This is a genomic window from Kitasatospora sp. NPDC058115, from assembly GCF_042884635.1.
In the GTDB taxonomy this organism is placed as follows: Bacteria; Actinomycetota; Actinomycetes; order Streptomycetales; family Streptomycetaceae; genus Kitasatospora.
Genome location: NZ_JBHVTL010000010.1, coordinates 78,657 through 103,254, shown reverse-complemented (window position 1 = coordinate 103,254; position 24,598 = coordinate 78,657). Strand labels below are relative to the sequence as shown.

24 protein-coding genes are annotated in these 24,598 nt (G+C 76.2%); 13 read left to right on the top strand and 11 right to left on the bottom strand.

What is annotated here, in order from left to right:
- Positions 1-3 precede the first annotated feature (3 nt).
- A complete protein-coding gene (locus ACFVVL_RS13175) occupies positions 4-1,626 on the top strand; it encodes an alpha/beta hydrolase (protein WP_387674237.1) in 1,623 nt (540 codons plus the stop codon).
- A 155-nt stretch (positions 1,627-1,781) separates the two neighbouring features.
- On the opposite strand, the gene ACFVVL_RS13170 is transcribed toward ACFVVL_RS13175, so the two are convergent.
- The 4 genes from ACFVVL_RS13170 to ACFVVL_RS13155 form a co-directional block, all read right to left on the bottom strand.
- Positions 1,782-3,038 carry an NAD(P)/FAD-dependent oxidoreductase gene (locus ACFVVL_RS13170; protein WP_387674234.1) on the bottom strand — a complete coding sequence of 419 codons (1,257 nt, stop codon included), beginning with the start codon at positions 3,036-3,038 and terminating at the stop codon, positions 1,782-1,784.
- A 114-nt stretch (positions 3,039-3,152) separates the two neighbouring features.
- Positions 3,153-3,584 carry a nuclear transport factor 2 family protein gene (locus ACFVVL_RS13165; protein WP_387674516.1) on the bottom strand — a complete coding sequence of 144 codons (432 nt, stop codon included), beginning with the start codon at positions 3,582-3,584 and terminating at the stop codon, positions 3,153-3,155.
- Between the two features lie 5 nt (positions 3,585-3,589).
- Positions 3,590-4,393, bottom strand: coding sequence for an MBL fold metallo-hydrolase (locus ACFVVL_RS13160; RefSeq protein WP_380293779.1), 804 nt, complete (start codon positions 4,391-4,393; stop codon positions 3,590-3,592).
- A complete protein-coding gene (locus ACFVVL_RS13155; RefSeq protein ID WP_387674230.1) occupies positions 4,390-5,739 on the bottom strand; it encodes an MFS transporter in 1,350 nt (449 codons plus the stop codon). The genes ACFVVL_RS13160 and ACFVVL_RS13155 overlap by 4 nt, the downstream gene beginning before the upstream one ends.
- Positions 5,740-5,840: 101 nt before the next feature.
- Between ACFVVL_RS13155 and ACFVVL_RS13150 the strand changes: the two genes are divergently transcribed.
- Both ACFVVL_RS13150 and ACFVVL_RS13145 read left to right on the top strand, forming a co-directional pair.
- On the top strand, positions 5,841-6,938 hold the full coding sequence (locus tag ACFVVL_RS13150; protein ID WP_387674227.1) for a DUF5937 family protein: 1,098 nt from the start codon (positions 5,841-5,843) through the stop codon (positions 6,936-6,938).
- Between the two features lie 38 nt (positions 6,939-6,976).
- Positions 6,977-7,843 carry a PhzF family phenazine biosynthesis protein gene (locus tag ACFVVL_RS13145; protein ID WP_387674225.1) on the top strand — a complete coding sequence of 289 codons (867 nt, stop codon included), beginning with the start codon at positions 6,977-6,979 and terminating at the stop codon, positions 7,841-7,843.
- A gap of 19 nt (positions 7,844-7,862) precedes the next feature.
- Here the strand turns inward: ACFVVL_RS13145 and ACFVVL_RS13140 are convergent, their stop codons facing one another.
- The gene (locus ACFVVL_RS13140; protein ID WP_387674222.1) at positions 7,863-8,477 is read right to left on the bottom strand and encodes a DUF4262 domain-containing protein; all 615 of its coding nucleotides are present in this window, start codon (positions 8,475-8,477) and stop codon (positions 7,863-7,865) included.
- A 125-nt stretch (positions 8,478-8,602) separates the two neighbouring features.
- Here ACFVVL_RS13140 and ACFVVL_RS13135 point away from each other — a divergent pair, with 125 nt between their 5' ends.
- Positions 8,603-9,841, top strand: a complete 1,239-nt coding sequence (locus tag ACFVVL_RS13135; protein WP_387674219.1) for a phosphotransferase family protein — start codon at positions 8,603-8,605, stop codon at positions 9,839-9,841.
- A gap of 287 nt (positions 9,842-10,128) precedes the next feature.
- The gene (locus tag ACFVVL_RS13130) at positions 10,129-11,343 is read left to right on the top strand and encodes a serine hydrolase domain-containing protein (RefSeq protein WP_387674216.1); all 1,215 of its coding nucleotides are present in this window, start codon (positions 10,129-10,131) and stop codon (positions 11,341-11,343) included.
- Positions 11,344-11,402: 59 nt separating this feature from the next.
- Here ACFVVL_RS13130 and ACFVVL_RS13125 read toward each other — a convergent pair whose 3' ends face one another.
- Entirely contained in the window at positions 11,403-11,675 is a 273-nt protein-coding gene (locus tag ACFVVL_RS13125) for a ferredoxin (RefSeq protein ID WP_380293793.1), read from the bottom strand.
- Positions 11,672-12,913: a cytochrome P450 gene (locus ACFVVL_RS13120; protein WP_387674212.1), complete on the bottom strand. Its 1,242-nt coding sequence runs from the start codon at positions 12,911-12,913 to the stop codon at positions 11,672-11,674. The genes ACFVVL_RS13125 and ACFVVL_RS13120 overlap by 4 nt, the downstream gene beginning before the upstream one ends.
- Positions 12,914-13,329: 416 nt before the next feature.
- Here ACFVVL_RS13120 and ACFVVL_RS13115 point away from each other — a divergent pair, with 416 nt between their 5' ends.
- The 4 genes from ACFVVL_RS13115 (at position 13,330) to ACFVVL_RS13100 (ending at position 15,734) form a co-directional block, all read left to right on the top strand.
- Positions 13,330-14,415 (top strand): S-(hydroxymethyl)mycothiol dehydrogenase, encoded by a 1,086-nt coding sequence (locus ACFVVL_RS13115; protein ID WP_387674209.1) that lies wholly within the window; start codon positions 13,330-13,332, stop codon positions 14,413-14,415.
- Positions 14,412-15,050, top strand: a complete 639-nt coding sequence (locus ACFVVL_RS13110) for an MBL fold metallo-hydrolase (RefSeq protein ID WP_380293799.1) — start codon at positions 14,412-14,414, stop codon at positions 15,048-15,050. The genes ACFVVL_RS13115 and ACFVVL_RS13110 overlap by 4 nt, the downstream gene beginning before the upstream one ends.
- 64 nt (positions 15,051-15,114) lie before the next feature.
- Positions 15,115-15,516, top strand: a complete 402-nt coding sequence (locus tag ACFVVL_RS13105) for a pyridoxamine 5'-phosphate oxidase family protein (protein ID WP_380293801.1) — start codon at positions 15,115-15,117, stop codon at positions 15,514-15,516.
- 56 nt (positions 15,517-15,572) lie between these two features.
- The gene (locus ACFVVL_RS13100; protein WP_380293803.1) at positions 15,573-15,734 is read left to right on the top strand and encodes a hypothetical protein; all 162 of its coding nucleotides are present in this window, start codon (positions 15,573-15,575) and stop codon (positions 15,732-15,734) included.
- A gap of 91 nt (positions 15,735-15,825) precedes the next feature.
- Here the strand turns inward: ACFVVL_RS13100 and ACFVVL_RS13095 are convergent, their stop codons facing one another.
- Positions 15,826-17,031, bottom strand: a complete 1,206-nt coding sequence (locus ACFVVL_RS13095) for an alpha/beta hydrolase family protein (RefSeq protein WP_387674205.1) — start codon at positions 17,029-17,031, stop codon at positions 15,826-15,828.
- 142 nt (positions 17,032-17,173) lie between these two features.
- Complete coding sequence (locus ACFVVL_RS13090) at positions 17,174-18,451, bottom strand: DUF5685 family protein (protein ID WP_387674202.1); 1,278 nt, start codon at positions 18,449-18,451, stop codon at positions 17,174-17,176.
- A 178-nt stretch (positions 18,452-18,629) separates the two neighbouring features.
- On the opposite strand from ACFVVL_RS13090, the gene ACFVVL_RS13085 reads away from it, so the two are divergent.
- From ACFVVL_RS13085 to ACFVVL_RS13075, 3 genes are read left to right on the top strand one after another with little or no spacing between them, the layout of a single operon-like run.
- Positions 18,630-19,193 (top strand): helix-turn-helix domain-containing protein, encoded by a 564-nt coding sequence (locus ACFVVL_RS13085; protein ID WP_387674199.1) that lies wholly within the window; start codon positions 18,630-18,632, stop codon positions 19,191-19,193.
- Positions 19,190-20,704 carry an MFS transporter gene (locus ACFVVL_RS13080; RefSeq protein ID WP_387674197.1) on the top strand — a complete coding sequence of 505 codons (1,515 nt, stop codon included), beginning with the start codon at positions 19,190-19,192 and terminating at the stop codon, positions 20,702-20,704. The genes ACFVVL_RS13085 and ACFVVL_RS13080 overlap by 4 nt, the downstream gene beginning before the upstream one ends.
- A 54-nt stretch (positions 20,705-20,758) precedes the next feature.
- Positions 20,759-21,469: an alpha/beta fold hydrolase gene (locus tag ACFVVL_RS13075; protein WP_387674194.1), complete on the top strand. Its 711-nt coding sequence runs from the start codon at positions 20,759-20,761 to the stop codon at positions 21,467-21,469.
- On the opposite strand, the gene ACFVVL_RS13070 is transcribed toward ACFVVL_RS13075, so the two are convergent.
- A complete protein-coding gene (locus ACFVVL_RS13070) occupies positions 21,470-22,906 on the bottom strand; it encodes a DUF2252 domain-containing protein (RefSeq protein ID WP_380293831.1) in 1,437 nt (478 codons plus the stop codon).
- A gap of 314 nt (positions 22,907-23,220) precedes the next feature.
- Here ACFVVL_RS13070 and ACFVVL_RS13065 point away from each other — a divergent pair, with 314 nt between their 5' ends.
- Positions 23,221-23,625, top strand: coding sequence for a DUF2809 domain-containing protein (locus ACFVVL_RS13065; protein ID WP_387674191.1), 405 nt, complete (start codon positions 23,221-23,223; stop codon positions 23,623-23,625).
- A 7-nt stretch (positions 23,626-23,632) separates the two neighbouring features.
- Here the strand turns inward: ACFVVL_RS13065 and ACFVVL_RS13060 are convergent, their stop codons facing one another.
- Complete coding sequence (locus ACFVVL_RS13060; RefSeq protein ID WP_380293817.1) at positions 23,633-24,415, bottom strand: SGNH/GDSL hydrolase family protein; 783 nt, start codon at positions 24,413-24,415, stop codon at positions 23,633-23,635.
- Positions 24,416-24,598: the final 183 nt, after the last annotated feature.

The following is a 24,598-nucleotide window of genomic DNA, read 5'->3' as shown; positions in this document are numbered from 1 at the left end:
TTCGTGTCCCGTATCACCAGCGCGGCACTGGCGGTCACCAGTGCCCTCGCCCTCGTCGCCGGCTCGGCCGCCGCGGCCGTCGCCGCACCGGCCCCCGGCCCGGCCGCCGAGGCCAAGGTGGCACCGGTCGACTGGAAGCCGTGCAACCCCGATCCGACCCAGCCGGACCCCAAGATCTACGACTGCGCCGTCTACCAGGTGCCGCTCGACTACGACCACCCGAACGGCGAGACCGTCGGCATCGCGATGATGCGCCGCCGGGCGAGCGACCCGGCCAAGCGGATCGGCTCGCTGTTCCTCAACCCCGGCGGCCCGGGCGGCAGCGGCTACCTCTGGGCCACCACCACCCGCTTCGGCAAGGACGTCCAGGACCGCTTCGACCTGGTCGGCTTCGACCCGCGCGGCGTGGCCCGCAGCAACCCCCTCAAGTGCTTCACCACCGACGAGGAGGCCGCCGCCGTCAACGACCGGATGACCGGCGTCCCGGTGACCAGGGCCGAGATAGCCCGGACCATCGACGCCACCGAGGACTACACCGACGCCTGCTCGCGCAACGCCGGCCCGCTCATCGAGTACATGTCGACCATCAACGTGGTCCGCGACCTCGACCGGATGCGCCGCGCCGTCGGCGACGCCAAGCTCAACTTCGCCGGTTTCTCCTACGGCACCCTGATCGGCGCCACCTACGCCGGCATGTACCCGGACAAGGTCCGCACCCTGATCGTCGACGGCAACGTCGACCCCAACCTGCGGATGCACAACGGTGTCGAGTACGACCGCCAGCGCGCCACCGGCTTCGAGGTCTCCCTCGCCGAGTACCTCAAGCGCTGCCAGGCCGCCGGCGCCCCGCGCTGCGCCTTCGGCGACGGCGACACCCGCACCAAGTTCGACACCGTCCGCGACCACCTGCGCACCAGCCCGGTGACCCTGCCGGACGGCACCCAGGTCACCCTCTCCAGCTTCACCAGCCAGGTCGCCAACGCCCTGTACTCGCAGAGCCGTCAGGCGCCGCTGGCGAAGTCCCTCCAGGCGCTCTACTCGGTGATCCAGGCGCCGGCCGCCGCCCAGGGCCTGGTCGCCCCGGCGACGGTCGACCCGGCCGCCGTCGAGGACGCCAAGGTGCTCGCGACCACCGTGCCGAACGCGCTGCGCGAGGCCCTGCCGGAGACCCCGTACTCGGCCGACGACTCCTACTACGGCGTCAACTGCCAGGACAAGCCGTACCCGTCCGACCCGTGGAGCTTCGTCAACGTGGCGAAGAAGTGGGAGAAGGAGTCGCCGACCTTCGGCCGCTACCAGGCCTTCGACGGCCCCACCTGCTCCACCTGGCCGGCCCCGGCCCGTGACGCCGAGCGCTTCACCGGCCCGTGGGGCAAGAAGACCGCCACCCCGGTGATGGTCGTCGGCAACCTCTACGACCCGGCCACCAACTACATCTTCTCCCAGCGCATGCAGCGCCAGCTGGGCAACGCGGTGCTGGTCTCGGTCGACGTGGTCGAGCACTGCGCCGTCGGCCGCAGCAAGGAGCTGGGCAAGCTGGTCACCGACTACCTGGTGAACCAGAAGGCCCCCGCCCCCGGTCAGCTGCTGAAGCCGGACGCCGAGGCCTTCCCGCCCGTCGCCTGACACCTCCCGACCACCTGAGCACGGCCACCTGAGCACGGCCACCGAGCACGGCCACCCGGGCTCGACCACCTGAAGACCCGAACGGCCCGCCCGCGGAAACAGCCTTCCGCGAGCGGGCCGTTCGGCCTGCCGGGGGTACGCCCCGGGCGCCCGGCTCAGAGGTCGGTGAGGGGGACGGCCGGGTCGGCGAGGGCCTTCAGGTCGACCGCGCGGCCGGAGCGCACCAGGTCGCGGATCGGGTCGGTGACGTCCCAGACGTTCACGTTCATGCCGGCCAGGACGCGGCCCCCGGAGGTCCAGAAGGCGATGAACTCGCGGGTGGCCGGGTCGCCCCGGAACACCACGCGGTCGTAGCCGCCCGGCTCCACCCAGCCGACGTACTCCATGCCCAGGTCGTACTGGTCGGTGAAGAAGTACGGGACGCGGTCGTACACGGCGTCCTCGCCGAGCATCGCGCGGGCGGCGGTCTGCGGCTGGTTGAGGGCGTTCGCCCAGTGCTCGACGCGCAGGTGGCGGCCGAACAGCGGGTGGTAGGCGTTGGCGACGTCGCCCGCCGCGTGGATGTCGGGGTCGGAGGTGCGCAGGTGCTGGTCGGTCTTGACGCCGTTGTCGACCTCCAGCCCGGCCGCCTCGGCGAGGGCGGTGGCCGGGGCGATGCCGATGCCCACCACCACCGCGTCCGCCGGCACCGTCGTGCCGTCCGCCAGCCGCACCCCGCTCACCCGGCCGTCCGTGCCGGTCAGCTCCGCGACCTGGGCGCCGAACCGCAGGTCCACCCCGTGGTCGCGGTGCAGATCGGCGAAGACCTGCGCCACCTCGCGGCCCAGCACCCGCAGCAGCGGCAGCTCGGCCACCTCCAGCACCGTCACCTCGGCGCCCGCCGCCCGCGCCGCGGCCGCCGTCTCCAGGCCGATCCAGCCCGCGCCGACCACCACCACCCGGGCGCCCGGGCGGAACGCCTCGCGGATCCGCTCGCTGTCCTCCACCCGGCGCAGGTAGTGCACGCCCTCCTGGTCCGCGCCGGGAACCGGCAGCCGGCGCGGCGACGAACCGGTGGTCAGCAGCAGCTTCGCGTACTCCACCCGCCCGTCGTCGGCCAGCGTCACGGTGTGCGCGGCCGGGTCGATCGCGACCACCGGGGTCCCGAGCCGCAGCGTCACGTCGTGCTCGGCGTACCACTGCGGCGGGTGGACGTAGATCTTCTCCCGGGCCGACGTGCCGAGGAGATAGCCCTTGGACAGCGGCGGGCGCTCGTACGGGCGCTCGTGCTCGTCGCCGATCAGCACGATGCCCCCGGTGTACCCGGCCTCGCGCAGCGCCTGCGCGGCCTTCGCGCCCCCGAGGGAGGCGCCGACGATCACGAAGGGGCGCTCGCGCCCGCCGTCGTCGGTGCCGCTGCTGTCCGTGCTCATGGTGAACTCCTCGCTCTCCGGCGGAAATCACGGACAGCCTGCCGCCGCCCGGCGGGGCTGTCGAGAGCGCGTCCGGCGCGCCGCGACGGCTCCCCCGAACGGGTGATGCGGCGGTCAGGGCGTCATCGCGTCCCGGACCAGGGCGGTGTCGGTGAACTGCTCGAACCGCACGATCCGCCCGCCGCGCACCGTGAAGTGGTGCACCACCCGCACGGCCAGCGGCCGCCGGGTCGCCTTGTGCACCGCCGTGTACCGGCCGAGCACCACCACGTCCTCCCCCTGCACCACGTACCGGTCGTCGTGCACCGTCCAGCCCTCCCAGTCGGCGGCCAGCCGCTCCATCACCCCGCCGGTGACGCCCTTGGGCGTGCGGTAGGTGCCGGCCAGCGGGAAGCCGGCCATCTCCGTCCACTCCACGTCGTCGGCGAGCGTCGCCCGCAGCGCCCCCAGGTCACCGCGCGCCGACGCCAGGTACAGGCGGCGCACCACGTCGGCCGGGGCGTCCGACTCGGCGAACGCGGCCTGGGCCCTCGGAACCTCGATCATCACGCTCAGCCCCAGCTCAGCTCGCCCTTGGCGACCTTGGTCCCGAGGTCGACCGCCAGTGTCATGCCCAGCCCGGGGAAGCGGTGCTCCAGCGCGGCGCGCGCCGCCGCCGCGTCCGGCGCCCGGCCGACCTCCGTCTCGAAGGCCCGCAGGTAGTCCCGGGTGTGGTCGATCGCGGAGGTGTCGGTCGGCGCGTCGGCCGTCCGGTGCCCGGCCACCACGAAGGCCGGCTCCAGCGCCGCCATGCCGTCCAGCAGGTCGATCCAGGCGGCCCGCTGCTCCGGCGTCGGGGTGTCCGCCGTCCACACGTGCAGCCCCTGGAACAGCAGGACGCCGCCGAGCACGGTGCGGTGGTGGTGCTGCCACAGGTAGTGCCGGTCCGGCAGGTGGAAGTCCGCGCCGCGCAGTTCGAAGCGGTGCCCCTCGAAGACCAGCTCGTCGCCGTGCAGCACCTCCGGGCGCACCAGCCGGGTCGGCAGCTCCGGCCCCAGGTGCGCCCAGGACCGCAGCTTGGCGTCGAAGGTCTCCTGGATGTGCTCGACGGTCGACGCGGTGGCCAGGAACCGGGCCTGCGGGAAGACGTCCTGCACCTCCTGGGCGCCGAAGTAGAAGTCCGGGTCGCCGTGGCTGACGAACACCGTGGTCAGCCGCTTTCCGGAGGCCTTCACCCGCTCCGCGAGCCGCCGGCCGTCGGAGCGGGTGAACCCGGCGTCCACCAGCAGCGCGTCCTGCGGCCCGGTGACCAGCACGGAGGTCTTGTCGAGCGAGCTGTCCGGGCTGTCGATGACCTCGAAGTCGAGGGCGCTCATGCGGTGTCCTTCCTCACGACGGGGCCGGGCGCGTGCGAGCACGTGCCCCGCCGCCCAGGATCGGCGACCCGGGGCCCGGCCGCACCCCGGACCGGGCGGAGGCGGGCGACGGCGGCCGCGGCGAGCAGGGTGGTGACGGCGAGGACGGGCCACAGCACGTGCGGGCCGACCGCCAGCAGCGCGGTCAGGGCCGCCGGGGCGAGCGCGCGCCCGACGCCCGAGGAGAGCTCCCAGCGGGCCAGCGCCCGGCCGAGCAGGTGCGGCGGGGCACTCGCCGCCACCAGGGCCGTCCCCGAGCCGGAGTAGAGGATCTCGCCGAGCGTGAACAGCACGGACACCGCCGCCACGCCGGCCGCCCCGGCCGTGCCGCCGAGCGCCCCGGCGGCCCAGAAGCCCAGGTAGGACAGGGCGAGCGCGATCCCGCCGGCGGCCAGCACGAGGTGCCGGGCCCGGTCGGCGAGACGGACCACCACGGCCAGCTGGAGCGTGATCACCAGCACGGTGTTGCCCACGAACACCCCGGAGGACCACGCCGGGGAGGCGTGCAGGTGCAGCACCAGCAGGGCGGGCAGCGCCACCTCCAGGACGTCGAAGGCGAAGGAGTAGGGGAGGTTCGCCACGCTGAGCAGGCCGATCCGGCGCAGCGCCGGGCCCTCGGCGCGCTCGGCCCCGGCGGGCGGGGGCGGCGCCTGGGGCGCGGTGACCCGCAGCGAGTGCACCAGCACCGCCGCGAGCAGGCAGGCCGCCCCGGTCACCGCGGCGAGCAGCCGCAGCGCCCCCGTGCCGCCCGCCACCGCGAGGGTCGCCAGCAGCGCGCCCGCGCCCAGCCCGGCGTTGCGCAGCGTCCGCCCGGCGGCCAGCGCGGCGTCCCGGGTCCGGCCCTCGGTGAGCGTCGAGACCACGGCGGCGTGGGTGGCGGGCCAGGACTGGCCGCCCACGCCGAGCAGCACGGCCGCCGCCGCGAACCCGGCCGTGCCGTCGGCCAGCAGCACCACCGACCCGGCCGCGCGCACCAGCAGGGTCGCCGCCGCCGGCAGGCTGCGCGCGCCCCGGTCGATCCACCGGCCGGTCAGCGGGAGGACGAGCAGGCCGGCGACCATCCCGGCGGACATCGCGAGGCCCGCCGTCCCCGCGTCCAGCGCGAGCACGCCGATGCCGTAGAGCAGCAGGAACGGCCGCAGGAGACCGGTCCCCAGGGCGTCCACCAGCAGCGCGGCCGCGTAGCGCGGGCCGCCCGCCGCGGTGAGCAGGCCGAGCAGCGCGGCCGGGCCGCTGCGGGGCGCCGGGCCGCCGTCGGGCGCCGGATGGTCGTCGTGCTGCCGCTTCGGGCTCCGGATCAGGCTCATGGCCGGTACCGTCCGCCCGCGCCCGGCCCGCGGGCACGTCGATTGACGAGGAGCGTCAACCGGTAACGGGGCCCGTCGTCGCAGGTGACAGGATCGGGAGCGTGAGCCTGACCATCGACATCACCGGCCTGCCCGACACCCGCCTGCTGTTCACCCCCTCCCCGCTGGCCGAACTCAGCGCGATGCTGCACGTGCTCGCGGAACCCGCGCACCACCCGAGCCTGCACGGCTGGGCGGCGAGCACCACGGCGGCCGTGCCGCCCGCGCTCGCCGAACGGCTCACCGAGGCCGACTTCCTGTGGCGCTCCTCGCGCGCCGACTTCCTCGTCCCCGGCCTGCCCGGCGCCACCCTCGGCGAGGAACTGGACGCCGTCGACCGGATCGACGACGAGCAGTACGTCGGGGCCGCGCTGGTGACGGCCTGCGGCGCCTCCCGGATGGCGAACCGCGTCGCCTCACCGCTCACCGACCCGGTCGCGCAGGAGCGGGCCCGGGAACTGGCCCTGGCCCGGGGGCCCCGGCAGGCCGAGTTCGCCGACCGGCTGCTCGCCGACCCGCCCGCCGTCCGGGCCCTGGTGCGGCGGATGCTGGAGGACTGCGCGGAGGCGTTCTTCGCCGACGCCTGGCGCCGGGTGCTGCCCGCACTGGCCGCCGACGCCCGCCGCAAGACCGACCTGCTGGTGCGGCACGGCGCGGCCGAGGCGCTGGCCGCCGTCTCGGCCTCGGTCGAGCTGGAGGACGCCGGGCAGGGGCGGCGGCGGATCGTCGTCGACAAGCTCCAGGACAACACCACCAGCGGCGCCGTCGCCGGCGGCGTCACCTTCGTCCCGACCGCGTACGGGCGGCCGCACCTGCTGGTGGTCTCCGCCGCGGGCTGGCGGCCCGTGGTGCAGTACCCCGTCGCCGAGGAGGGCACGCCCGAGCCGGTCTCGCTCGCCGTGGTCCAGCAGCGGCTGGAGGCGCTCGCCCACCCCGTGCGGCTCCGGCTCGCCCGCACCATCGCCCGCGGCCCGCACACCACCGGCGAGCTCGCCGCCGCCTGGCAGCTCAGCGCGCCCGAGGTGTCCCGGCACCTGGCGGTGCTGCGCAGGGCCGGACTGCTCACCACCCACCGGCGCGGGCGGTACATGCTCTACCAGCTCGACCTGGCCGGCAGCGCCCGGCTCGGCGCCGACCTGCTGGAGGCGGTGCTGCGATGAGGGGGAACACCGGCGCGGCCGGGCTCGTTCGAGCCGTCATGACCAGTGACGGCGCCGCTTCCGGCGCACCCGGCATCCTCCGCTACGCCGCCTTCGCCACCGACCCCGGGGGCGGGAACCCGGCGGGGGTGGTGCTCGACGCGGCCGGCCTCTCCGACGGGCGGATGCTCGCGATCGCCGCCGAGCTCGGGTACTCGGAGACCGCCTTCCTCACCCCCGATCCGGCGGGCGGCTACGCGGTGCGCTACTTCAGCCCGCTGACGGAGGTGCCGTTCTGCGGCCACGCCACCGTCGCCTCCGCCGTGGCGCTCGCCGAGCGGGTCGGCCCGGGGCGGTTCCTCTACCGCACGGCGGCGGGCGAGGTGCCGGTCGAGGTGACCGAGGGCGCGGACGGCGCCCTGCGCGCCACCCTCACCAGCGTCGAGCCGCACGTCACGGAGCCGGACGCGGCGGACGTCGCCGAGGCGCTCGCCCTGCTCGGCTGGGCCCCCGAGGACCTCGACCCCGCGCTGCCGCCCCGCTACGCCTACGCCGGCGCCCGGCACCTGGTGCTGGCCGCCGCGACCCGCGAGCGCCTGGCGCGCCTCGCCTACGACTTCGACGGCCTCGCCGCCTTCATGACCGCCCGTGACCTGGTCACCGTCCAGCTGGTCTGGCGCGCCGCCCCCGACGTCTTCCACGTCCGCGACCCGTTCCCGGTCGGCGGGGTCGTCGAGGACCCGGCCACCGGAGCGGCCGCCGCCGCCTTCGGCGCCTACCTGCGCGACCTCGACCCCGCCGGGGCCCCGGCCACGCTCACCCTCCACCAGGGCGAGGACCTCGGCCGTCCGGGCCTGCTCCACGTCGACCTGCGCACGGCGGCCCCGCGCGTACGGGTCTCGGGCGCGGCGGTGGCCATCCCGTAGGCCCGAGGGTCCGGTGGTGTCAGGCGGAGGCCTCGGCCTCCGCCGCCTCCCGCGTCCAGACGCCCTCCGGGTGGTCCCCGACCGGCAGCCAGAGCCGCGGCTGCGCCCGGCAGCCGGGGGAGGCGTTCTCGTCCCAGGGCCAGCGGTGGTCGCGGTCGGGCCAGACCAGCTGGAGCACCGGGACGGGAACGCGGCGGTAGAAGCCGACGGCCGTGCCGAGCAGCGGCCGGTGCCAGCTGGGGTCGACGGGCCTGAGCAGCACCGGGTAGTCCTCGATCACGCCGTCGAGCAGGCCGTCCGGCTCGGCGCACGCGCCCTCCCGCAACCGGTCCACGGCCTCGTTGAGCCAGTGCATCTGGCCGTGCGCGTCCAGGCCGGCCATGACCAGCTCGGGGCGGCGCGCGGTGTGCCAATGGCCCACGGTGAAGGCCCAGTCCGGGAGAGCGCCCTCACCGGGGATGCCGATCACGTGGTGGCCGTGGGCCAGGACGTCCTCCGCCTCGCGCCGCCAGTGCGCGGAGACGCCGGGCACCCCGCCCCGGCGGAGCGCCGAGCGCGCGCGGGAGCGCTGCGGGCCGTCGGCGGCGCAGATCACGCAGGGGCACGTTCCGGCGGGGGCGGGGGGCAGATCCATGCGGGTCATCAGATCACGCAGGTCGGCGGGGTGGTCGGGCGGGGCCGGGGGGCGGGTCTCGCGGGTCGGGCCGGCGGCCGGAAAACGGGTCGCGGGCGAGGGGGCGGCCGGGGGATGCTGCGCGGATGGATCAAGGGAACGGGCGGACCGTCGGCGTCCACCTCACGCACGACGGCGGGTACCTCGGAACGGTCGGGCCGTTCGAGCTCGGGGAGCCGTGGTGGTCCTCGGTGCGGGCGGTGACCGAGCGGGTCTCGGCGGAGACCGGGGTCCCGGTGATGGTCGTCCGGCTCGTCGGGGTGACCGGCGGGGAGGGCGGCCACGGCGGGCACACGGTGTACCACGTCGAGGCGCTGGAGCGCCCGGACGGGCGGGCGGTGCGGGCGCCGGACGTCGGGACGGGGGCGCTGCTGGGGCCGGCCGAGCGGCGGGCCGCCTGGGCCACGCCGGAGGGGCTGCGGGCGGCGGTGGACTGGGCGAGGCGGGAGCTGGCGGCGGCCGGACGGCCGGTCACCGGAGGCGCCGAGCAGGTCCGCACCTGGAACCTGTCCGGGCTGTTCCGGCTGCCGACGGCCGCCGGTCCGGTCTGGCTGAAGGTGAGCAACCCGGCGTTCAACGCCCGTGAGGCGGAGGCGATCGCGCTGTTCGGCGCGGCGGACCCGACCCTGGTGCCGGTGGTGCTGGCGGCCGACCCGGAGCAGGGGCGGGTGCTGCTCGACGAGGTGCCGGGGGAGGACTGCTGGGGCCCGTCGGAGGCGGAGGTGGCGGACGTCGTGCCGCGGCTGGTCGCCGCGCAGGCGGCGCTCGCCGCCGACGGCCGGGCCGCCGCGGCCGGGCTGCGCGACCGCACCCCGCGCACCCTCGCCGCCGCCGTCCCCGCCCTGCTCGACCGGCTCGCCGCCGGGTCGGAGCTGACGGCCGGGGAACTGTCCGCGGCCCGGGCGCTGGCGCAGCGCCTGCCCGCCCTGGTCGGGGAGCTGGCCGCGTGCGGGCTGCCGGAGACCGCGGTGCACGGCGACTTCCACCCCGGCAACTGGCGCAGCGGCGACGGCGCCGGGCCAAGGGCCATCGACTTCGCGGACGCCTGCCTCGGCCACCCGGCCATGGACGGCCTGCGGCCCCGCGCCTTCGTCGACGAGGAGCGGTGGGCCCAGCTGGCCGGGGTCTGGGCGGACGCCTGGCGCGAGCGGGTGCCGGGCTGCGCGCCGGAGCGGGCGCTGGAGCTGGCGCGGCCGCTGTTCCACCTCGGGTACGCGCTGCGGTACCAGGAGTTCCTGGACCACATCGAGGACAGCGAGCGCCCGTACCACGAGGGCGACCCGGCGGCGGAGGTCCGGCGCGCCCTGGAGGCGGCGCGAGGCTGAGGGCTCGTCCTCACACCCCGGGCCGTGCGGGCGGCCGGGGCGTGTCAAGGTCCGCCGGGATGGTTCGTCGTACGGTCCGGCTCATCCCCAAGTCGTATCGCCGCCCCTGGAGTTCACGGGGTCGGCCTCCGACGTGAGAGGGGCCGAAACGCCGGCGGAACGTCCACCCCCGGGGGGACCCGCCGTACCTCCGTGGGTGGACGACCGGTTCGTGCCCGCCTGACAAAGTGTCAGCTCATCGCACCTTTCAGGTGTGGTGAAGCCTCGGTACGGACACGGGAGGAACCATGAGGGCAGCGGAGCGCCGGGACGGGTCGCGGAGGGCGCCGGGTGCGCGGGTCGTCGCGCTCGCGCTGGCGGGCGCGGGCCTGGTGGGCGTGACCGCCCCGACGGCCGGCGCCCTCGGCACCGGACCGCACCGGGGCGGCGTGGACGCCCGGGCGCTGGACGAGGCGCTGGAGGGCGTGGTCGAGACCGGCGGGGCGTCCAGCTCCCTCGTCCGGGTGACCGAGTACGGGCGCACGGTGTGGAAGGGCACGGAGGGCGTGGGCGACTTCTCGACCGGCGCGGAGCCCCCGGCGAACGGCCGGTTCCGGATCGCCAGCGTGACCAAGACCTTCGTGGCGACGGTCGTCCTCCAGCTGGTCGGCGAGGGACGGTTCGGGCTGGACGACACCGTGGAGAGCCTGCTGCCCGGCGCCGTCCCGGGCGGCGGCGCCATCACCGTGCGCCAGCTGCTCAACCACACCAGCGGGCTGTTCGACTACCTCGACGACCCGGCCGTCGGCATCCGCGACGACGCGACCTGGCTCCGTGAGGGACGCTGGCGGAGCTGGACGCCGCAGCAGCTCCTCGCGGTCGCCACCAGCCACCCGCCGCACTTCGAGCCCGGCACGGGCTTCTTCTACGCGAACACCAACTACGTGCTGGCCGGCATGATCGTCGAGCGGGTCACCGGCCACGACTGGCGCCGGGAGGTGGAGCGCCGGATCATCGACCGGCTCGGGCTGACCGGGACCTCGATGCCGCTGCACGCCACGGCGATCCGCGGCCCGCACGCGCACACCTACCTGGACCTGCCCGGCGGCCCGGTGGACATCACCGAGATGGAGCCGAGCGAGATGGACGCGGCGGGCGCCGGCATCTCGACCACCGCGGACCTCGACACCTTCCTCCGGGCCCTGCTCGGCGGGCGGCTGCTCCCCGCGCCGCTGCTCACCGAGATGCTGACGGTCGCCCCGGCGAGCGGCATCGGCCAGTACGGCCTGGGGATCGGGCGGTTGACCACGCCCTGCGGCGAGGTCTGGGGCAACAACGGCGCCACCGGCCGCGGACACAACAGTGCCGTCTACGGCACCCCGGACGGCCGCCGGGTGGTGGCGCTCTCCACCAACGGCTACCGGAAGACCGACTTCGGCTGGAGCAGCACGCAGAAGCTGCTGGCGACCGCGTTCTGCGGCCGCCGGCCGGCCACCGCGGCCGCCGCCGCCCCGACCGGCTGACCGCCGCCCCGCAGCCCGGCCGGCCACCGGAACCACCGGACCGGCCGGGCGCGGCGGGCTCAGCCGCCCGGTTCGATCCGGCGGCCGTCGCGGGCGCCGTACAGGGCGAGCGCCTCGACCGGGCAGTACTCCACGGCGTCGGACAGTTCCGGGGTGAGCGGTTCCCCGCCCGCGCCGGTGGGCTGTTCGCGCAGCGGACGGGCCAGCCCGTCGGCGCCGAGGGCCAGCGAGCCGGGTGCGGTCAGGGCGCACATGCCCGAGCCGATGCAGCGGTCGCGGTCGACCTGGACGATCACCTCCGGCGCGGTGCCGGCCGTGCCGTCGCCGCTCACCAGGAGACCCGCAGGTGCTGCGGGCTGCGGGTCAGCATGCCGCGCCGCCAGTCGATGGCGTCCTCGGCCGTGGCCAGCCGCAGCGCGGGCAGCCGCCGGGCCAGCCGGTGCAGGGCGAGCTCCAGCTCCATCCGGGCCAGCCAGGCGCCCAGGCAGTGGTGCGGCCCGGCGCCGAAGGTGTACGAGGACCCGGCGAGCGGGGCGAACAACTCGGTCAGCAGGTCCCCGGTGAACACCCGGGGGTCGCCGTTGGCGGCGGTGACGTCGGCGGCGACGACGCTCCCGGCGGGGATCCGCACCCCGCCGATCTCGATGTCCTCGACCGCCCGCCGCAGCAGTCCGGGCAGCACGTCGGCGTCGCCCAGCGGGACGGCGCGCAGCAGCTGCTCGGTGGCGGCGGCCGCGCTCTGCTCGTCGGAGGCGAGCCGCTGCCAGGCGTCCCGGCCGTCGCCGAGCAGGTAGACGAGGGCGTTGCCGAGCGCCGTCATGGTGGTCTCGTGCCCGGCCACGACGAGCCCGATGACGAGCGTGACGATCTGCTCCTCGGTGATCCCGGGGGTGTCGTCGGCGGCCGCGAGCAGGCCGCTGACCAGGTCGTCGCCGGGGGTGGCGCGGCGTTCGGCGACGAGCTCGGCGCCGAAGTCGGCGAACTCGCGCATCGCCGTGCGGACCTCCTGTGCCGTGAACGCGGTGGTGGCCAGCGCGTGGTCGCTCCAGCGTTCGAGCCGCACGGTGTCGAGGTGGTCCAGGCCCATCAGCCGGCTGATCACGGCGACCGGCAACGGCCGGGTGTAGCCGGTGACGATGTCGGCGGGCGAGCCGCGGTCGAGCAGCTCGTCGATCAGGCCGTCGACGACCGAGGCCACCCAGGGGCGCCAGCGGGCGATCGCGCGCGGGGTGAACGCGCGCTGCACGGTGCGGCGCAGCCGCTGGTGCTCGACGCCGTCGATGTTGAGCAGGGCGGCGGGGTCGTCCAGCAGGTTGGGGACGACGGTGACCTGCGGGGCGTCCGGCGCGAAGAGCGGGGCGCGGCCCAGGCGCGGGTCGGTGAGCACCTGCCGGACGTCGGTGTGCCGGCTGACCAGCCAGACCGGGGTGCCGGTGGGCAGGGCGGCCAGCCGGGGCGGGCCGGGTTCGAGCAGGCGCAGGCAGTGCAGCGGCGGCAGCACGGTCAGGGCCGTGCCGGGGTTCGGGACGGTACCGGTTCCGGCACCGGTGGCACTGTTCTCGGCGGACATCCGTACTCCAGACTCCAGGGCGATGGCCGCACGGGGGGCGGCCTGCGGGGGGTGGATCCGGGTGGTGCGCGGGGGACGGGCGGGGCGTTCGACGGGTGTGCCGGGTGGGCCGGGTTTCGTTTCGACCGTACGTGGGGGACGGGCCGCAGTCAGCGACGATTCCAGCCAACGCCCGGGGGCCGCGGGCACGGTGAGGGCACGGCGGCAGCCGGGGGCGCTCGCCGAGGTCCGTGCGCCCCCGCGGTGCGCCCCGGGGGCCGGCGGCTCCGGTGAGCCGGATCACCCGGGACGCTCCCCGGCCCCCGCCCCGGGCGGGCGCTACGCTTCGTGGGCGAGTCACCCGACTCGTGTCGACCGACCGCGTCGACGCAGGTCACGCCGGTGCAGAGCGGCACCGGCCGACGGAGGTGGAACGGATGGCCCAGCAGGTCAAGGCAGTGATCGCACGCGCCAAGGGCGCGCCCGTGGAGGTGACGACGATCGTCGTGCCCGATCCCGGGCCCGGCGAGGCGGTGGTGCGGATCCAGGCCTGCGGCGTGTGCCACACCGATCTGCACTACCGCGAGGGCGGGATCAACGACGAGTTCCCGTTCCTGCTCGGCCACGAGGCCGCGGGCATCGTGGAGACGGTCGGCGAGGGCGTCACCGAGGTCGCGCCGGGCGACTTCGTCGTGCTCAACTGGCGCGCCGTCTGCGGCCAGTGCCGCGCCTGCAAGCGGGGGCGTGCCCAGTACTGCTTCAACACCCACAACGCCGAGCAGAAGATGACGCTGCTGGACGGCACCGAGCTGTCCCCGGCCCTGGGGATCGGCGCGTTCGCCGAGAAGACGCTGGTCGCCGCCGGCCAGTGCACCAAGGTGGACCCGGCCGCCGACCCGGCCGTCGCCGGGCTGCTCGGCTGCGGCGTGATGGCGGGCATCGGCGCCGCGATCAACACCGGCAACGTCGGCCGCGGCGACACGGTCGCGGTGATCGGCTGCGGCGGCGTCGGCGGCGCGGCCGTGCTGGGCTCGCGGCTGGCCGGCGCGTCGAAGATCATCGCGGTGGACATCGACGACCGCAAGCTCGCCACCGCCGAGAAGCTCGGCGCCACCCACACCGTCAACTCCAGGAACGCCGACCCCGTCGAGGCGATCCGCGAGCTGACCGGCGGCCACGGCGCGGACGTCGTGGTCGAGGCGGTCGGCCGCCCGGAGACCTACCGGCAGGCCTTCTACGCCCGCGACCTGGCCGGCACCGTCGTCCTGGTCGGCGTGCCGACGCCGGAGATGAAGCTGGAGCTCCCGCTGCTCGACGTGTTCGGGCGCGGCGGCGCGCTGAAGTCCTCCTGGTACGGCGACTGCCTGCCCTCCCGGGACTTCCCGATGCTGATCGACCTCTACCTCCAGGACCGCCTGGACCTCGGCGCCTTCGTCAGCGAGACGATCGGCCTGGACGCGGTGGAGCAGGCGTTCGAGCGCATGCACCACGGCGACGTGCTCCGTTCGGTGGTGGTCCTGTGAGCACCGGGTCCGTCCGCGTCGAGCGGCTCGTCACCGCCGGGACCTTCGACCTCGACGGCGGCAGCTGGGAGGTGGAGAACAACGTCTGGATCGTCGGCGACGACACCGAGGCCGTGGTGATCGACGCGGCCCACGACGCCGCCGCGATCGAGGCGGCGCTCGCCGGGCGCCGGCTGCTCGCCGTCGTCTCCACCCACGCGCACAACGACCACATCGACGCCGCCCCGGAGCTGGCCGCCCGCACCGGGGCGCCGGTGCTGCTCCACCCGGACGACCTGCCGCTGTGGAAGCTGACCCACCCGGACCGCCTCCCGGACGGCGAACTCGCCGACGGGCAGCGGATCGAGGTCGCCGGCACCGCGCTGACCGTCCTGCACACGCCCGGCCACGCCCCGGGCGCGGTCTGCCTGTACGCCCCGGACCTCGGCACGGTGTTCACCGGCGACACCCTCTTCCACGGCGGCCCGGGCGCGACCGGCCGCTCCTTCTCGCACTTCCCGACCATCATCGACTCCATCCGCGACCGGCTGCTCACCCTGCCGGCCGACACGGTGGTGCGCACCGGCCACGGCGACCCGACCAGCATCGGCGCCGAGGCCCCCGCCCTCCCGGACTGGATCGCCCGCGGTCACTGACCGCGCGGGAGGCGACCCGGGCCCGGCGGCCGTCCGCCGGGCCCGGGCACGTACGATCGCGGGCATGGCCCATGACCCGCGCGCGCTCGACGACGCCTTCCTCGCCTTCTGGCGGGAGCGGCACATCTCCACCCTGACCACCCGGCGGCCGGACGGGTCACCGCACGTGGTGCCGGTGGGGGTGACGTTCGAGCCGGAACGCGGGGTGGCCCGGGTGATCAGCAGCCGCACCAGCCGCAAGGTGCGCAACGTGCTGGCGGCCGGTGCGGCCGGGCAGCGGGTGGCGGTCTGCCAGGTGGACCGGGCGCGCTGGTCCACGCTGGAGGGCGTGGCGGTGGTCCTGGACGCGCCGGAGGCGGTGGCCGACGCGGAGCGGCGCTACACCGAGCGCTACCGCGAGCCCCGGGTGAACCCGGACCGGGTGGTCATCGAGATCACCGTCGACCGGGTGCTCGGGCGCGCGTAGCGGGTGAACGGCGTTCCGTTTATCCGGCGTTGATCGTCACGTCCTACCGTCGGGGCATGAACGAGGGAACGACGGGGGACCGGGGCGTGCGGGCCCCGGCCGAGGGCGGCCGGATGACGGCCGAGGACACGGACCGCTTCCGGGTGCTGCTGGCCCGGCTGGAGGACTCGCTGGCGGCCGACCGCCGCACCGCGACGGTGCCGGGCCGTGAGGGATGAGCGCCGCCCGGCCGCGCGCGTCGCGGTGCTGCCGCTGTGGCAGCGCGGCGCGCGGACGGGCGACTCCGGCCGGAGTGCCGCGGCCGGCGGGCTACTTGGCGAAGCGCACCTCGGGGAAGGCGCGCGACGGCCGGTCGAGCAGCGGGGCCGGGCGGCCGAGCAGGTGCCGGTCGAAGAACGCGCCCAGGTAGGCGCGGGTGGCGGCCAGTGCGCGGTTCCCGGCGATGGTGCCGAAGCTCTCCCGGTAGGTGTCCGGCGGCAGTTGGTCACGCAGGCCGAGGTCGTCGATGATCCACTGCTCGTCGGAGAACGACAGGTGCCCGGCGGTGGGCAGGTCCACCCAGTAGCGGGGGCCGGTGAACCGCTTCCAGTTGTCCTCCCAGTTCTGGGTGGCCTCCGGTGAGGCGCCGACCCCGGCGCTGAACAGCAGGGCCGGGCGCCCGGTGTCGTCACCGGCCGGGATCCAGATGCTGCCGTCCAGGTCGGCGGCGGCCTTGATCCGCGGGTCCTCGCGCATCGCCTCCAGGGCGGCCGCCCCGCCGAGCGAGTGTCCGGCGGCGCCGATCCGCGAGGGGTCCACGCTCAGCCCGCGGACCGGGCCGCCGCGGCCGGGGGCGGTCAGCCGGTCGAGCACGAAGCGCAGGTCGGCGGCCCGGGCGCGGGAGGACTTCGCGCCGAACTCCGGGTCCGTCCCCTCCAGCCCGCAGGCCAGGCAGGACTCGATGCGGCCGCCGGGGAACTCCACCGAGGTCTCGTAGGTGGAGTCGACGGCGGCCACCGCGTAGCCCCGGGCGGCGAACTCCTCGCCGAGGGCGGTGAGCGTGGTGCGGCTCATGCCGAAGCCGGGGGAGAGCAGGATCAACGGGTGGCGGCCGGGGGCCGGCCGGGCGTCGGCCACGGCGTTGGCCCGCAGCGTGGCGGGCTCGTCCAGGCCGTACAGGGCGCGGGACAACTTCGGTGATATGTACGGCGCGTGGGCGCCGCGGGGCGAGCTCGCCGGGTACCAGAAGGTGACCATCAGCTCGCGGCTCGCGGTGTCCGGACGCCAGGGGTCGGGCCGGCTCGGGTCGACCAGCCGGGCGGAGGACGTGCCGACCGGCCGGTGCGCGGTCGGTGCGGGAACGCGGGGCCCGGCCGTGGCCGTGGCTGTGGTGCTGGTGCTGGTGCTGGTGCTGGTGCCGGCCGCGCCCTCCCCGGTGGCGCCGGTCGCGGCGGTGGCCGGACCGGCCAGGGCCAGGACCAGGGTGGTGGACACGATCGTCAGGGCGGCGCAGTGCCACCGTCGGTTCTTCGACATGACGCCACGTTAGGTTCGCCGCGGCCCTCGGCACGTCGCTCCGCCGGTGGAGCACCGCTACGCCGCGAGGGGGAGCCGGCCCGGCCGCCGGAACGCCGTCGGACCGGGGGCCGGCTCCACCTCAGGGTGTGTGCGCGGTCGTTCAGCAGTCGCAGCCGCAGCTGCAGTCGCCGCAGTCGCAGCAGCCGCTGCAGCAGTCGGAGCCGTCCCCGCAGCACTGGCAGGCGTCGCAGCAGTTGCCGCAGTCGCAGCAGTCGTGCCGGGCGCAGAAGCCCTCGCGGCGCTCGCCGCTGAACGGGTGGTCGTGCTCGCAGCAGAGCAGCTGGCAGGTACAGCCCAGCAGCGCCCACATCGCGCAACCGGCCAGCAGGTTGCGGCGGTTCGGCGGCGGCGCCCCGGGCGGGGTGAAGCCGGGACCCTGCGGGACCCAGGGCGGCACCGGCGCACCGGGGCCCTGCGGCGGTGCTTGGCCGGGGTCGTGCCGCGGCGGCGCCTGGTACGGGTTTCCGGCGAGCGGGGTGCCGCGGTCGTGCTCGGCCCCGACCCGGCAGGCGGTGTGGCCGGGCCGGCCGAAGACCCGCTCGACGGCGCGCTCGGTCTCGTGCGCGAGCAGGACGTGCACCAGGGCGCGGTCGGCCAGTTCGACGTCCCGCAGGGCGAGCCGGATGCCGTGCACGGCGTCCCGGCAGAGCCGCTCGGCCTCGGCGCGGTCGGTGCCGGTGGCGGTGAGCGGGTTCCAGGCGCCGCTCGCGGCGTCCGCCTCCTGGTCCTCGGCGGCGTCCAGCAGGTGCGCGAGGCGTCCGAACAGCCGCCCCGCCTCGGCCAGCGGCGCGGCGTTCCCGGGCCGGCCGGCCAGCGCGGCGGTGTGCGCGAACGCGGCGGCGGTGGCGGTCTCGGTCGGCTCGGTGACCAGCAGCACCGACCCGCCGGCGGGCAGCGCGCGCTCCAGCTCGCCCTGCCGGGCGGCCGCGTCCAGCAGGACGGCGGTGTCGAAGCCGACCACCGAGGCGACGCCGGCGCTCTTGCGGTCCCAGCGCCGGGTGACCGCCCGGGCGCCCGCCGCCACGGACCGCCGGGCGAAGACGCCGTCCCGGTCCTCGACGTGGTCGCGGATCTTCACCGAGGCGAGCGCCAGCGAGACGGCCGCGGCCAGCCGGGCGCCCTCGCCCCGGGCGACGGAGGCGGTGCGCATGCCGCGCAGCGGGCACGGCCCGGCGGTCCGCCGTCCGGTGCCCTCGTCGGCGGTGGCCTGGGCCTCGACCAGCACCGAGACGATCAGCCCGTCGTAGTTGGTGGCGGTGCGCGCCAACTGCCCGTGGTCGTCCCGCAGGGCGAGGCAGAGCCCGCAGAGGTGCGCCGTCCAACTCGCCTGGAGCCGCTCGGAGAGGCGGTGACGGCACGGTCTGATGATGCCGAACATGTGGTTCCCCCGGTGTTTCGCGTGGGCCGCCAGGGCCCGTGATCGCGCACATCATATGATCGCGAGCCCGCCTGGCCGGAACCCTCGGCATGGCGCGTCCCGCCCGTCGGGGCCGACGCCGGCGGGAGGGCGGAGCTGCCCCGAAGGCCCTTCCCGTATCCGGGATAGCATCACGGATATGGGAATGGACACGGTCGCCGACGAACGGCTGGCGGAGCGGCTCGCCGAGTTGCGGGTCGAGCGCGGGTGGACGCTGGAGGAGCTGGCGCGGCGGGCGGACGTCAGCCGCTCGACGCTGTCGCGGGTCGAGCGGGCGGAGGTGAGCCCGACGGCGGCGCTGCTCGGGCGGCTCTGCGCCGTGTACGGGCGGAGCATGTCGCGGCTGCTCGCCGAGGTGGAGGCGGCGCCGGCGTGGCTGGTGCGGGCCGCGGACCAGCGGGTGTGGCGGGACGAGGCGACCGGGTTCGTGCGGCGCTCCGTCTCGCCGCCGCACGGCTCGCTGCGTGCCGAGGTGATCGAGGGGAGGCTGCCGGCCGGCGGCGACATCGCCTACGACAAGCCCTGCGACACCGGCCGGGAGCACCACCTGTGGCTGCTGGAGGGCCGGTTGGCGCTCACCGTCGACGGCGCCGAGGAACTGCTGGAGGCCGGCGACTGCCTGCGGTTCGTCCCCGGGACCACCCGCTTCCGCTGCCCCGGCCCGGACGGGGCCCGGTACGCGCTGGTGGTGGTCGAGCCGTGAGCGCGACCGGCGCGATACCGGCGCCCCCCGTCAAGGAGAAGTTCGACGCGGCCGGGCGGCGGGTGCTGCTGGTCTGCGTCGCGGGCGGCTTCACCACCCTCATCGACCAGTCGGTGCTCAACACCTCGATCCCGGCGCTGCGCGAGTCGCTGCACGCCCAGCCCGCGCACCTGCAGTGGATCGTGGCCGGCTACTCGCTCGCCTTCGGGCTGGCCCTGATCCCCGGCGGGCGGCTCGGCGACGTCCGGGGCCGCAAGTGGTTCTTCGTCGGCGGCCTCGCCCTGTTCACCGTCGTCAGCCTGCTCTCCGCGACCGCCACCGAGCCGTGGCTGCTGGTCGCCTCCCGGCTGCTCCAGGGCGCCGGGGCCGGGCTGGTGAACTCCCAGATGATCGGCACCCTCCAGGACGTCTTCCAGGGCCAGCTGCGGGCCCGGGCGCTCGGGATGTACGCGGTCACCGGCGGCCTCGCCTTCGCCCTCGGACCGCCGGTCGGCGGGGCCGTGCTCGCCGCCGTCGGGCCGGAGCACGGCTGGCGGCTGACCTTCCTGCTCAACGTCCCCTTCGGTCTCGCCACGGTGCTGCTGGCGGCCCGCCACCTGCCGCGCCCGCGCCCCAGCAGCCGGCACGCCGACCTCGACCTGGTCGGGCTGCTGCTGGTCGCCGCGCTGACCCTGGTGCTGATGCTGCCGTTCGTCCAGCCGCCCGGCTGGGCGGGCGGGCTCGGCTTCGCCGCCGCCGCGGTCCTGCTGCTGGGCACGCTGGCCCTGTGGCAGCGCCGCTACGCCAGGGCCGGACGCCACCCGCTGATCCACCCGGCGCTGACCCGCTCGGCGCCGTACGCGCTGGGGACGGCGGTGGCGATGGCCCAGTTCGGCTCCTCGCTGGCCGCCGGACTGGTGCTGACCATGTTCCTGCAGGACGGGCTCGGCCTGTCGCCGCTCGGCGCGGCGCTGGTGGCGCTGCCCTCGGCGGTCGCGATGGGCTTCGCCTCGGCGTTCTCCTGGCGGGTGGTGCAGCGCTTCGGCCGGCGGACCGTCACGGCGGGCATGACCGGTTCGGCGCTGGTGATGCTGGCCGGCGGCCTGCTCGCGCTGCGGGCACCGGCCGCCGCGCTGCCCTGGCTGCTCGCGCTGCTGCAACTGCTGGGCGGCGCCTCGATCGGGCTGATGGGGGCGCCCAACCAGGCCTTCGTCCTGCGCCACGCGCCGGCCGAGGCGGCCGGGGTGAGCGGGGCGATCCTGCAGATGGCGCAGCGGATCGCGGCGGCGGTCGGCGTCTCGGCGCTCTCCGGCGTCTATCTGCGGGCGACCGGCGGGGGCGGCGGGCACCGGGAGGCCTACGCCTGGGCGAGCGGCGTCTGCGCGGCCCTGGCCGCGCTCGCGGTGCTGGCCTCGGTGCTGGCGGGCCGGGCGACGGCGCGCGCGGAGGTGGCCGCGGCGGCTGCGGCGGCCGGGGCACCGGGCGCGCCGGCGCCCGGCCCGGTCCGGGAGGGGACCCCGGCGTCCGGTTGAGCGGTGGGCGAACGCCGGGTCCGTGGACGCGGTGCCCGGCCTACCGTGGTCGGCATGACCGAACATCGGACGGTGGAACTGCCGGGCCTCACCCTCGCCTACCGGGAGAGCGGCCCGGCCGACGGCCCGCCGCTGGTCCTGCTGCACGCGCTCGGCGAGCGGGCCGTCGACTGGGAGCCGGTGCTCCCCGCGCTCGCCCCACGGCACCGCGTGCTGGCTCTCGATCTGCGCGGCCACGGCGACAGCGACCGCCCCGGCCACTACGCCCTGGAGGCGATGCGCGACGACGTGCTCGCCTTCCTGGACGCGCTCGGGCTGCCCCGGGCCGACCTGGTCGGCCACTCCATGGGCGGCGCCGTCGCCTACCTGGTCGCCCAGGAGCAGCCCGGGCGGATCGGGCGGCTGGTGCTGGAGGACGTCCCCGCCCCGCGCCCGCGCCCGGCGAGCCCGGTGGCCGACGCCCCCGACGGGCCGGTGGACTTCGACTGGGCGGCGGTCCGGGCGGTCAAGGGGCAGATCGACCGGCCCGACCCGCGCTGGCTGGAGCGGATGGCCGCGATCACCGCGCCCACCCTGCTGGTGGCCGGCGGCGCGGCCGGCCACGTCCCGCAGGCCGGACCGGCCGAGCTGGCCGGGCTGATCGCGGACTGCCGGCTGGTGACCATCGAGGCCGGGCACCTGGTGCACCTGGACCGGCCGGCCGAGTTCGTCGCGGCGGTGGCGCCGTTCCTGGACCCGGCCGGCCGTGACGACCGGGCGGCTTGATCAGACGCCGTGCTCGGCCGGGAGCCGGCCCGAGCGGATGGCCGCCACCAGATCGGCGTGGTCGGCCTCGGTGCGGTCCGCGTAGGCCACCGCGAACGACGCCAGCGCCTCGTCCAGCGCCTCGTTCTTGCCGCAGTAGCCGGTGATCACCCCCGGGTCGGCGGTGTGCGCGTGGGCGCGGGCGAGCAGCGCACCGGTGATCCGGGCGTAGTCGTCGAGCTGCGCGGGCAGCAGCGCCGCCGGGTCCACGCTGCCCTTGCGGTTGCGGAACTGCCGCACCTGGTAGGGGAGTCCGTCCACCGTCGTCCAGCCGAGCAGGGTGTCGCTGACCACCTGCATCCGCTTCTGGCCGAGCACCACCCGGCGGCCCTCGTGGCTGTCCGGCGCGGTCACCGGGTAGCCGGCCCGGGCCAGGTACGGCAGCAGCACCGACGGGCGGGCCTCCTTCACCTGGAGCACCAGCGGCTGCTCCCGGTGGTCGGTCAGCAGCACGACGTAGGAGCGGGTGCCGACGCTGCCGGTGCCCACCACCCGGAACGCCACGTCCTGCACCCGGTGGCGGGAGAGCAGCGGGTGCAGCTCCGCCGGAACCGTGCGCACGTACGGGCCGAGCGCGGCGGCCACCGCCGCGGCGGTGTCGTCCGGCACCTCGCTGAGCACCGGGGGCGCCGCGGTGAACCGCCAACCGCCCTCCTCGGTGCGGACGGTGGACTTGGCGGCGAAGCGCGCGCTGGTGTTGCCGAGCGCCTTGGCGGCCACCTTCTCCAGCACCCCGGCGAGGTCGTGCGCCTGGGCGAAGGAGACCAGCTGCTCGTCCGCGACGGCGTTCCAGGCGTCCAGCGCCGACAGCTTGGCCAGCGCGCGCATGGTGCGGCGGTAGGCCCCGGCCGCGTCGAAGGCGGCCCGACGGGCGGTGTCCTCGTCCGCGCCGACCTCCCGGCCGGCCAGCACCAGGCTCGCGGCGAGACGCTTGAGGTCCCACTCCCACGGGCCGGGCACGGTCTCGTCGAAGTCGTTGATGTCCATCACCAGCCGCCCGCGGGCGTCGCCGTACAGGCCGAAGTTGGCCGCGTGCGCGTCGCCGCACAGCTGGGCCACGGTGCCGCTGGTCGGGGTGGCAGCGAGGTCGGCGGCCATCAGACCGGCCGAGCCGCGCAGGAAGGCGAACGGGGTGGCGGCCATCCGGCCGAGCCGGATCGGCACCAGCTCGGCGAGCCGGCCCGCGTTGGAGGCCTCGATCGCCTCGACGGCGGTCGGGCGGTCGGTGGCCGGGGCGAACTCGGCGTGCCCCTCGCGCGGGCTGCGGGCGCGCAGGGCCTTGCCGCGCGCCCGGGCACCGCCGTCCTGGCCCGGCGCGAAGCCCTCGACCGTGAACCGCCGCCCGGGCCCGCGCCCGGCCCCCGCCGCGTCCGCCGGTATCCCGGATCCGATCACCATCTCGGTCAGCTGCGTCACTGCGCCCCGCCCTGTTCTGAGTCGTTCCCGCCCGCGACCGGCGCGGACCCGGCCGCGTACGGGCCGGCCAGCAGGCTACCGGGCCGCCCGCGCGGCCTTTCGGCAGGGAGGGACGCCGGAGGGCCGGCAACGGTTCCGGGGGTGGGGCGCGTCCTGCGGATCGGGCCGGTCGGGGGTGCGGCGGGGGTCGTGCGGCGGGGGCGTCTCGCGGCCGGCGGGCCGGGGCGCCGTGCCCCGGCACGGTACGGCCCGGCACGCCCCGGCCCGGTCCACGGGACACGCCCTACGATGCGACGGTGAAGGATCTTCGGGGGTGGTGGGCGGTCCGGGGCCCGGTCGCGGTGGCCGCCGGGCTGACGGTGGCGGCGGGGCTCGGGGTGCGCGCGGTGGCCGGCGGTGACGCCGCCAAGTACGCGGGCGACGCGCTCTACACGGTGCTGCTGTACGCGCTCGTGCTGCTGGTGGCGCCGCGCCTGCGGCCGTGGGCGGCGGCCGCCCGGGCCGCCGGGCTGAGCTGGGCGGTCGAGCTGTTCCAGCTCACCGGCGTCCCCGACGACCTCGCCCGGCACAGCGCGCTCGCCCGGCTGGTGCTCGGCTCCACCTTCAACCCGCCGGACCTGCTCTGGTACCTGGCCGGCGCCGCCTCGGCCGCCCTGGCGCACCTGGGTGCGTCGGCGGCCCGGCGGCGCCTGACGACCTGACGAAACGTCAGAGCGGCATCAGCTCGGGCCGCTTGGCCTCGACGTGGTCGCCGGAGGACTCGCCGCGCAGCCGGCGGCCGACCCACGGCAGCAGGTACTCGCGGGCCCACTGGAGGTTCTCCCGGCGCTGCTCGGCGGGGGAGAGCACCGGGACGGCCGGCCACGGCGCCTCCGGGTCCTGCTCGGTGCGCAGGCCCAGCGCGCGGGCGGCCAGCAGGGCGACCCGCTGATGGCCCTCGGGGGAGAGGTGCAGCCGGTCCTCGCTCCAGGCGCGGCGGTCCTGGACCGCCCGCAGCGACCACAGGTCGGCCACCTGGCAGCCGTGCCGGTCGGCGACGGCCCGCATGTGGCCGTTGTAGGTGGCGATCTTGCCGCGCAGGTGCTTGAGCAGCGGCACGCCGCGGGTGTCGAAGCCGGTGCAGATCAGCACCGTGCCCGCCGAGTCGGCGAGTTGGGTGACGGCCGCCTCGAAGCGCTCGGCGACCTCGTCCGGGTCGCTGCCGGGGCGCAGGATGTCGTTGCCGCCGGCGCAGAAGGTGACCAGGTCCGGCTGGATGCGGCGGACCTGCGGCACCTGCTCGGCCACGATCTGGTCCAGCAGCCGGCCGCGCACCGCGAGGTTCGCGTACCGGAAGCCGCCCGGCGGCCGGCCCGCGGCGAGCAGCACCGCCAGCCGGTCGGCCCAGCCGGTGAAGGCGCCGTCGGCCGCGGGGTCGTTCAGCCCCTCGGTGAAGCTGTCGCCGAGGGCGACGTAGGAATCGAGGTCAAGAGTCTCCTGGAGGTTCGGCATGACAGAGATAGTTCACTGTCTGAAGTGACCTACGCCACCGTAGGTGCCCGGTTGCGGTACGTGAGATCGGCCACGTGCGGTTCCGCGCCCCCGTGCGCCGGGTGACTGCGCCGTCCGGCCGTCCGGCAGGGGTGTGCGAACGGTCCTGCCGGGGCAGCCGCCCTCTGGGCCGGGGACGCCGGG

What these genes read in the sequence shown, in the direction of transcription:
- ACFVVL_RS13165 (WP_387674516.1), bottom strand. Translation starts at nt 3,584, where the DNA reads ATGATCGAGGTTCCGAGGGCCCAGGCCGCGTTCGCCGAGTCGGACGCC.
- ACFVVL_RS13105 (WP_380293801.1), top strand. Translation starts at nt 15,115, where the DNA reads ATGGCCCATGACCCGCGCGCGCTCGACGACGCCTTCCTCGCCTTCTGG.
- ACFVVL_RS13100 (WP_380293803.1), top strand. Translation starts at nt 15,573, where the DNA reads ATGAACGAGGGAACGACGGGGGACCGGGGCGTGCGGGCCCCGGCCGAG.
- ACFVVL_RS13120 (WP_387674212.1), bottom strand. Translation starts at nt 12,913, where the DNA reads ATGTCCGCCGAGAACAGTGCCACCGGTGCCGGAACCGGTACCGTCCCG.
- ACFVVL_RS13095 (WP_387674205.1), bottom strand. Translation starts at nt 17,031, where the DNA reads ATGTCGAAGAACCGACGGTGGCACTGCGCCGCCCTGACGATCGTGTCC.
- ACFVVL_RS13145 (WP_387674225.1), top strand. Translation starts at nt 6,977, where the DNA reads ATGACCAGTGACGGCGCCGCTTCCGGCGCACCCGGCATCCTCCGCTAC.
- ACFVVL_RS13155 (WP_387674230.1), bottom strand. Translation starts at nt 5,739, where the DNA reads ATGAGCCTGATCCGGAGCCCGAAGCGGCAGCACGACGACCATCCGGCG.
- ACFVVL_RS13085 (WP_387674199.1), top strand. Translation starts at nt 18,630, where the DNA reads ATGGGAATGGACACGGTCGCCGACGAACGGCTGGCGGAGCGGCTCGCC.
- ACFVVL_RS13070 (WP_380293831.1), bottom strand. Translation starts at nt 22,906, where the DNA reads ATGGTGATCGGATCCGGGATACCGGCGGACGCGGCGGGGGCCGGGCGC.
- ACFVVL_RS13130 (WP_387674216.1), top strand. Translation starts at nt 10,129, where the DNA reads ATGAGGGCAGCGGAGCGCCGGGACGGGTCGCGGAGGGCGCCGGGTGCG.
- ACFVVL_RS13060 (WP_380293817.1), bottom strand. Translation starts at nt 24,415, where the DNA reads ATGCCGAACCTCCAGGAGACTCTTGACCTCGATTCCTACGTCGCCCTC.
- ACFVVL_RS13135 (WP_387674219.1), top strand. Translation starts at nt 8,603, where the DNA reads ATGGATCAAGGGAACGGGCGGACCGTCGGCGTCCACCTCACGCACGAC.
- ACFVVL_RS13170 (WP_387674234.1), bottom strand. Translation starts at nt 3,038, where the DNA reads ATGAGCACGGACAGCAGCGGCACCGACGACGGCGGGCGCGAGCGCCCC.
- ACFVVL_RS13115 (WP_387674209.1), top strand. Translation starts at nt 13,330, where the DNA reads ATGGCCCAGCAGGTCAAGGCAGTGATCGCACGCGCCAAGGGCGCGCCC.
- ACFVVL_RS13090 (WP_387674202.1), bottom strand. Translation starts at nt 18,451, where the DNA reads ATGTTCGGCATCATCAGACCGTGCCGTCACCGCCTCTCCGAGCGGCTC.
- ACFVVL_RS13075 (WP_387674194.1), top strand. Translation starts at nt 20,759, where the DNA reads ATGACCGAACATCGGACGGTGGAACTGCCGGGCCTCACCCTCGCCTAC.
- ACFVVL_RS13140 (WP_387674222.1), bottom strand. Translation starts at nt 8,477, where the DNA reads ATGGATCTGCCCCCCGCCCCCGCCGGAACGTGCCCCTGCGTGATCTGC.
- ACFVVL_RS13160 (WP_380293779.1), bottom strand. Translation starts at nt 4,393, where the DNA reads ATGAGCGCCCTCGACTTCGAGGTCATCGACAGCCCGGACAGCTCGCTC.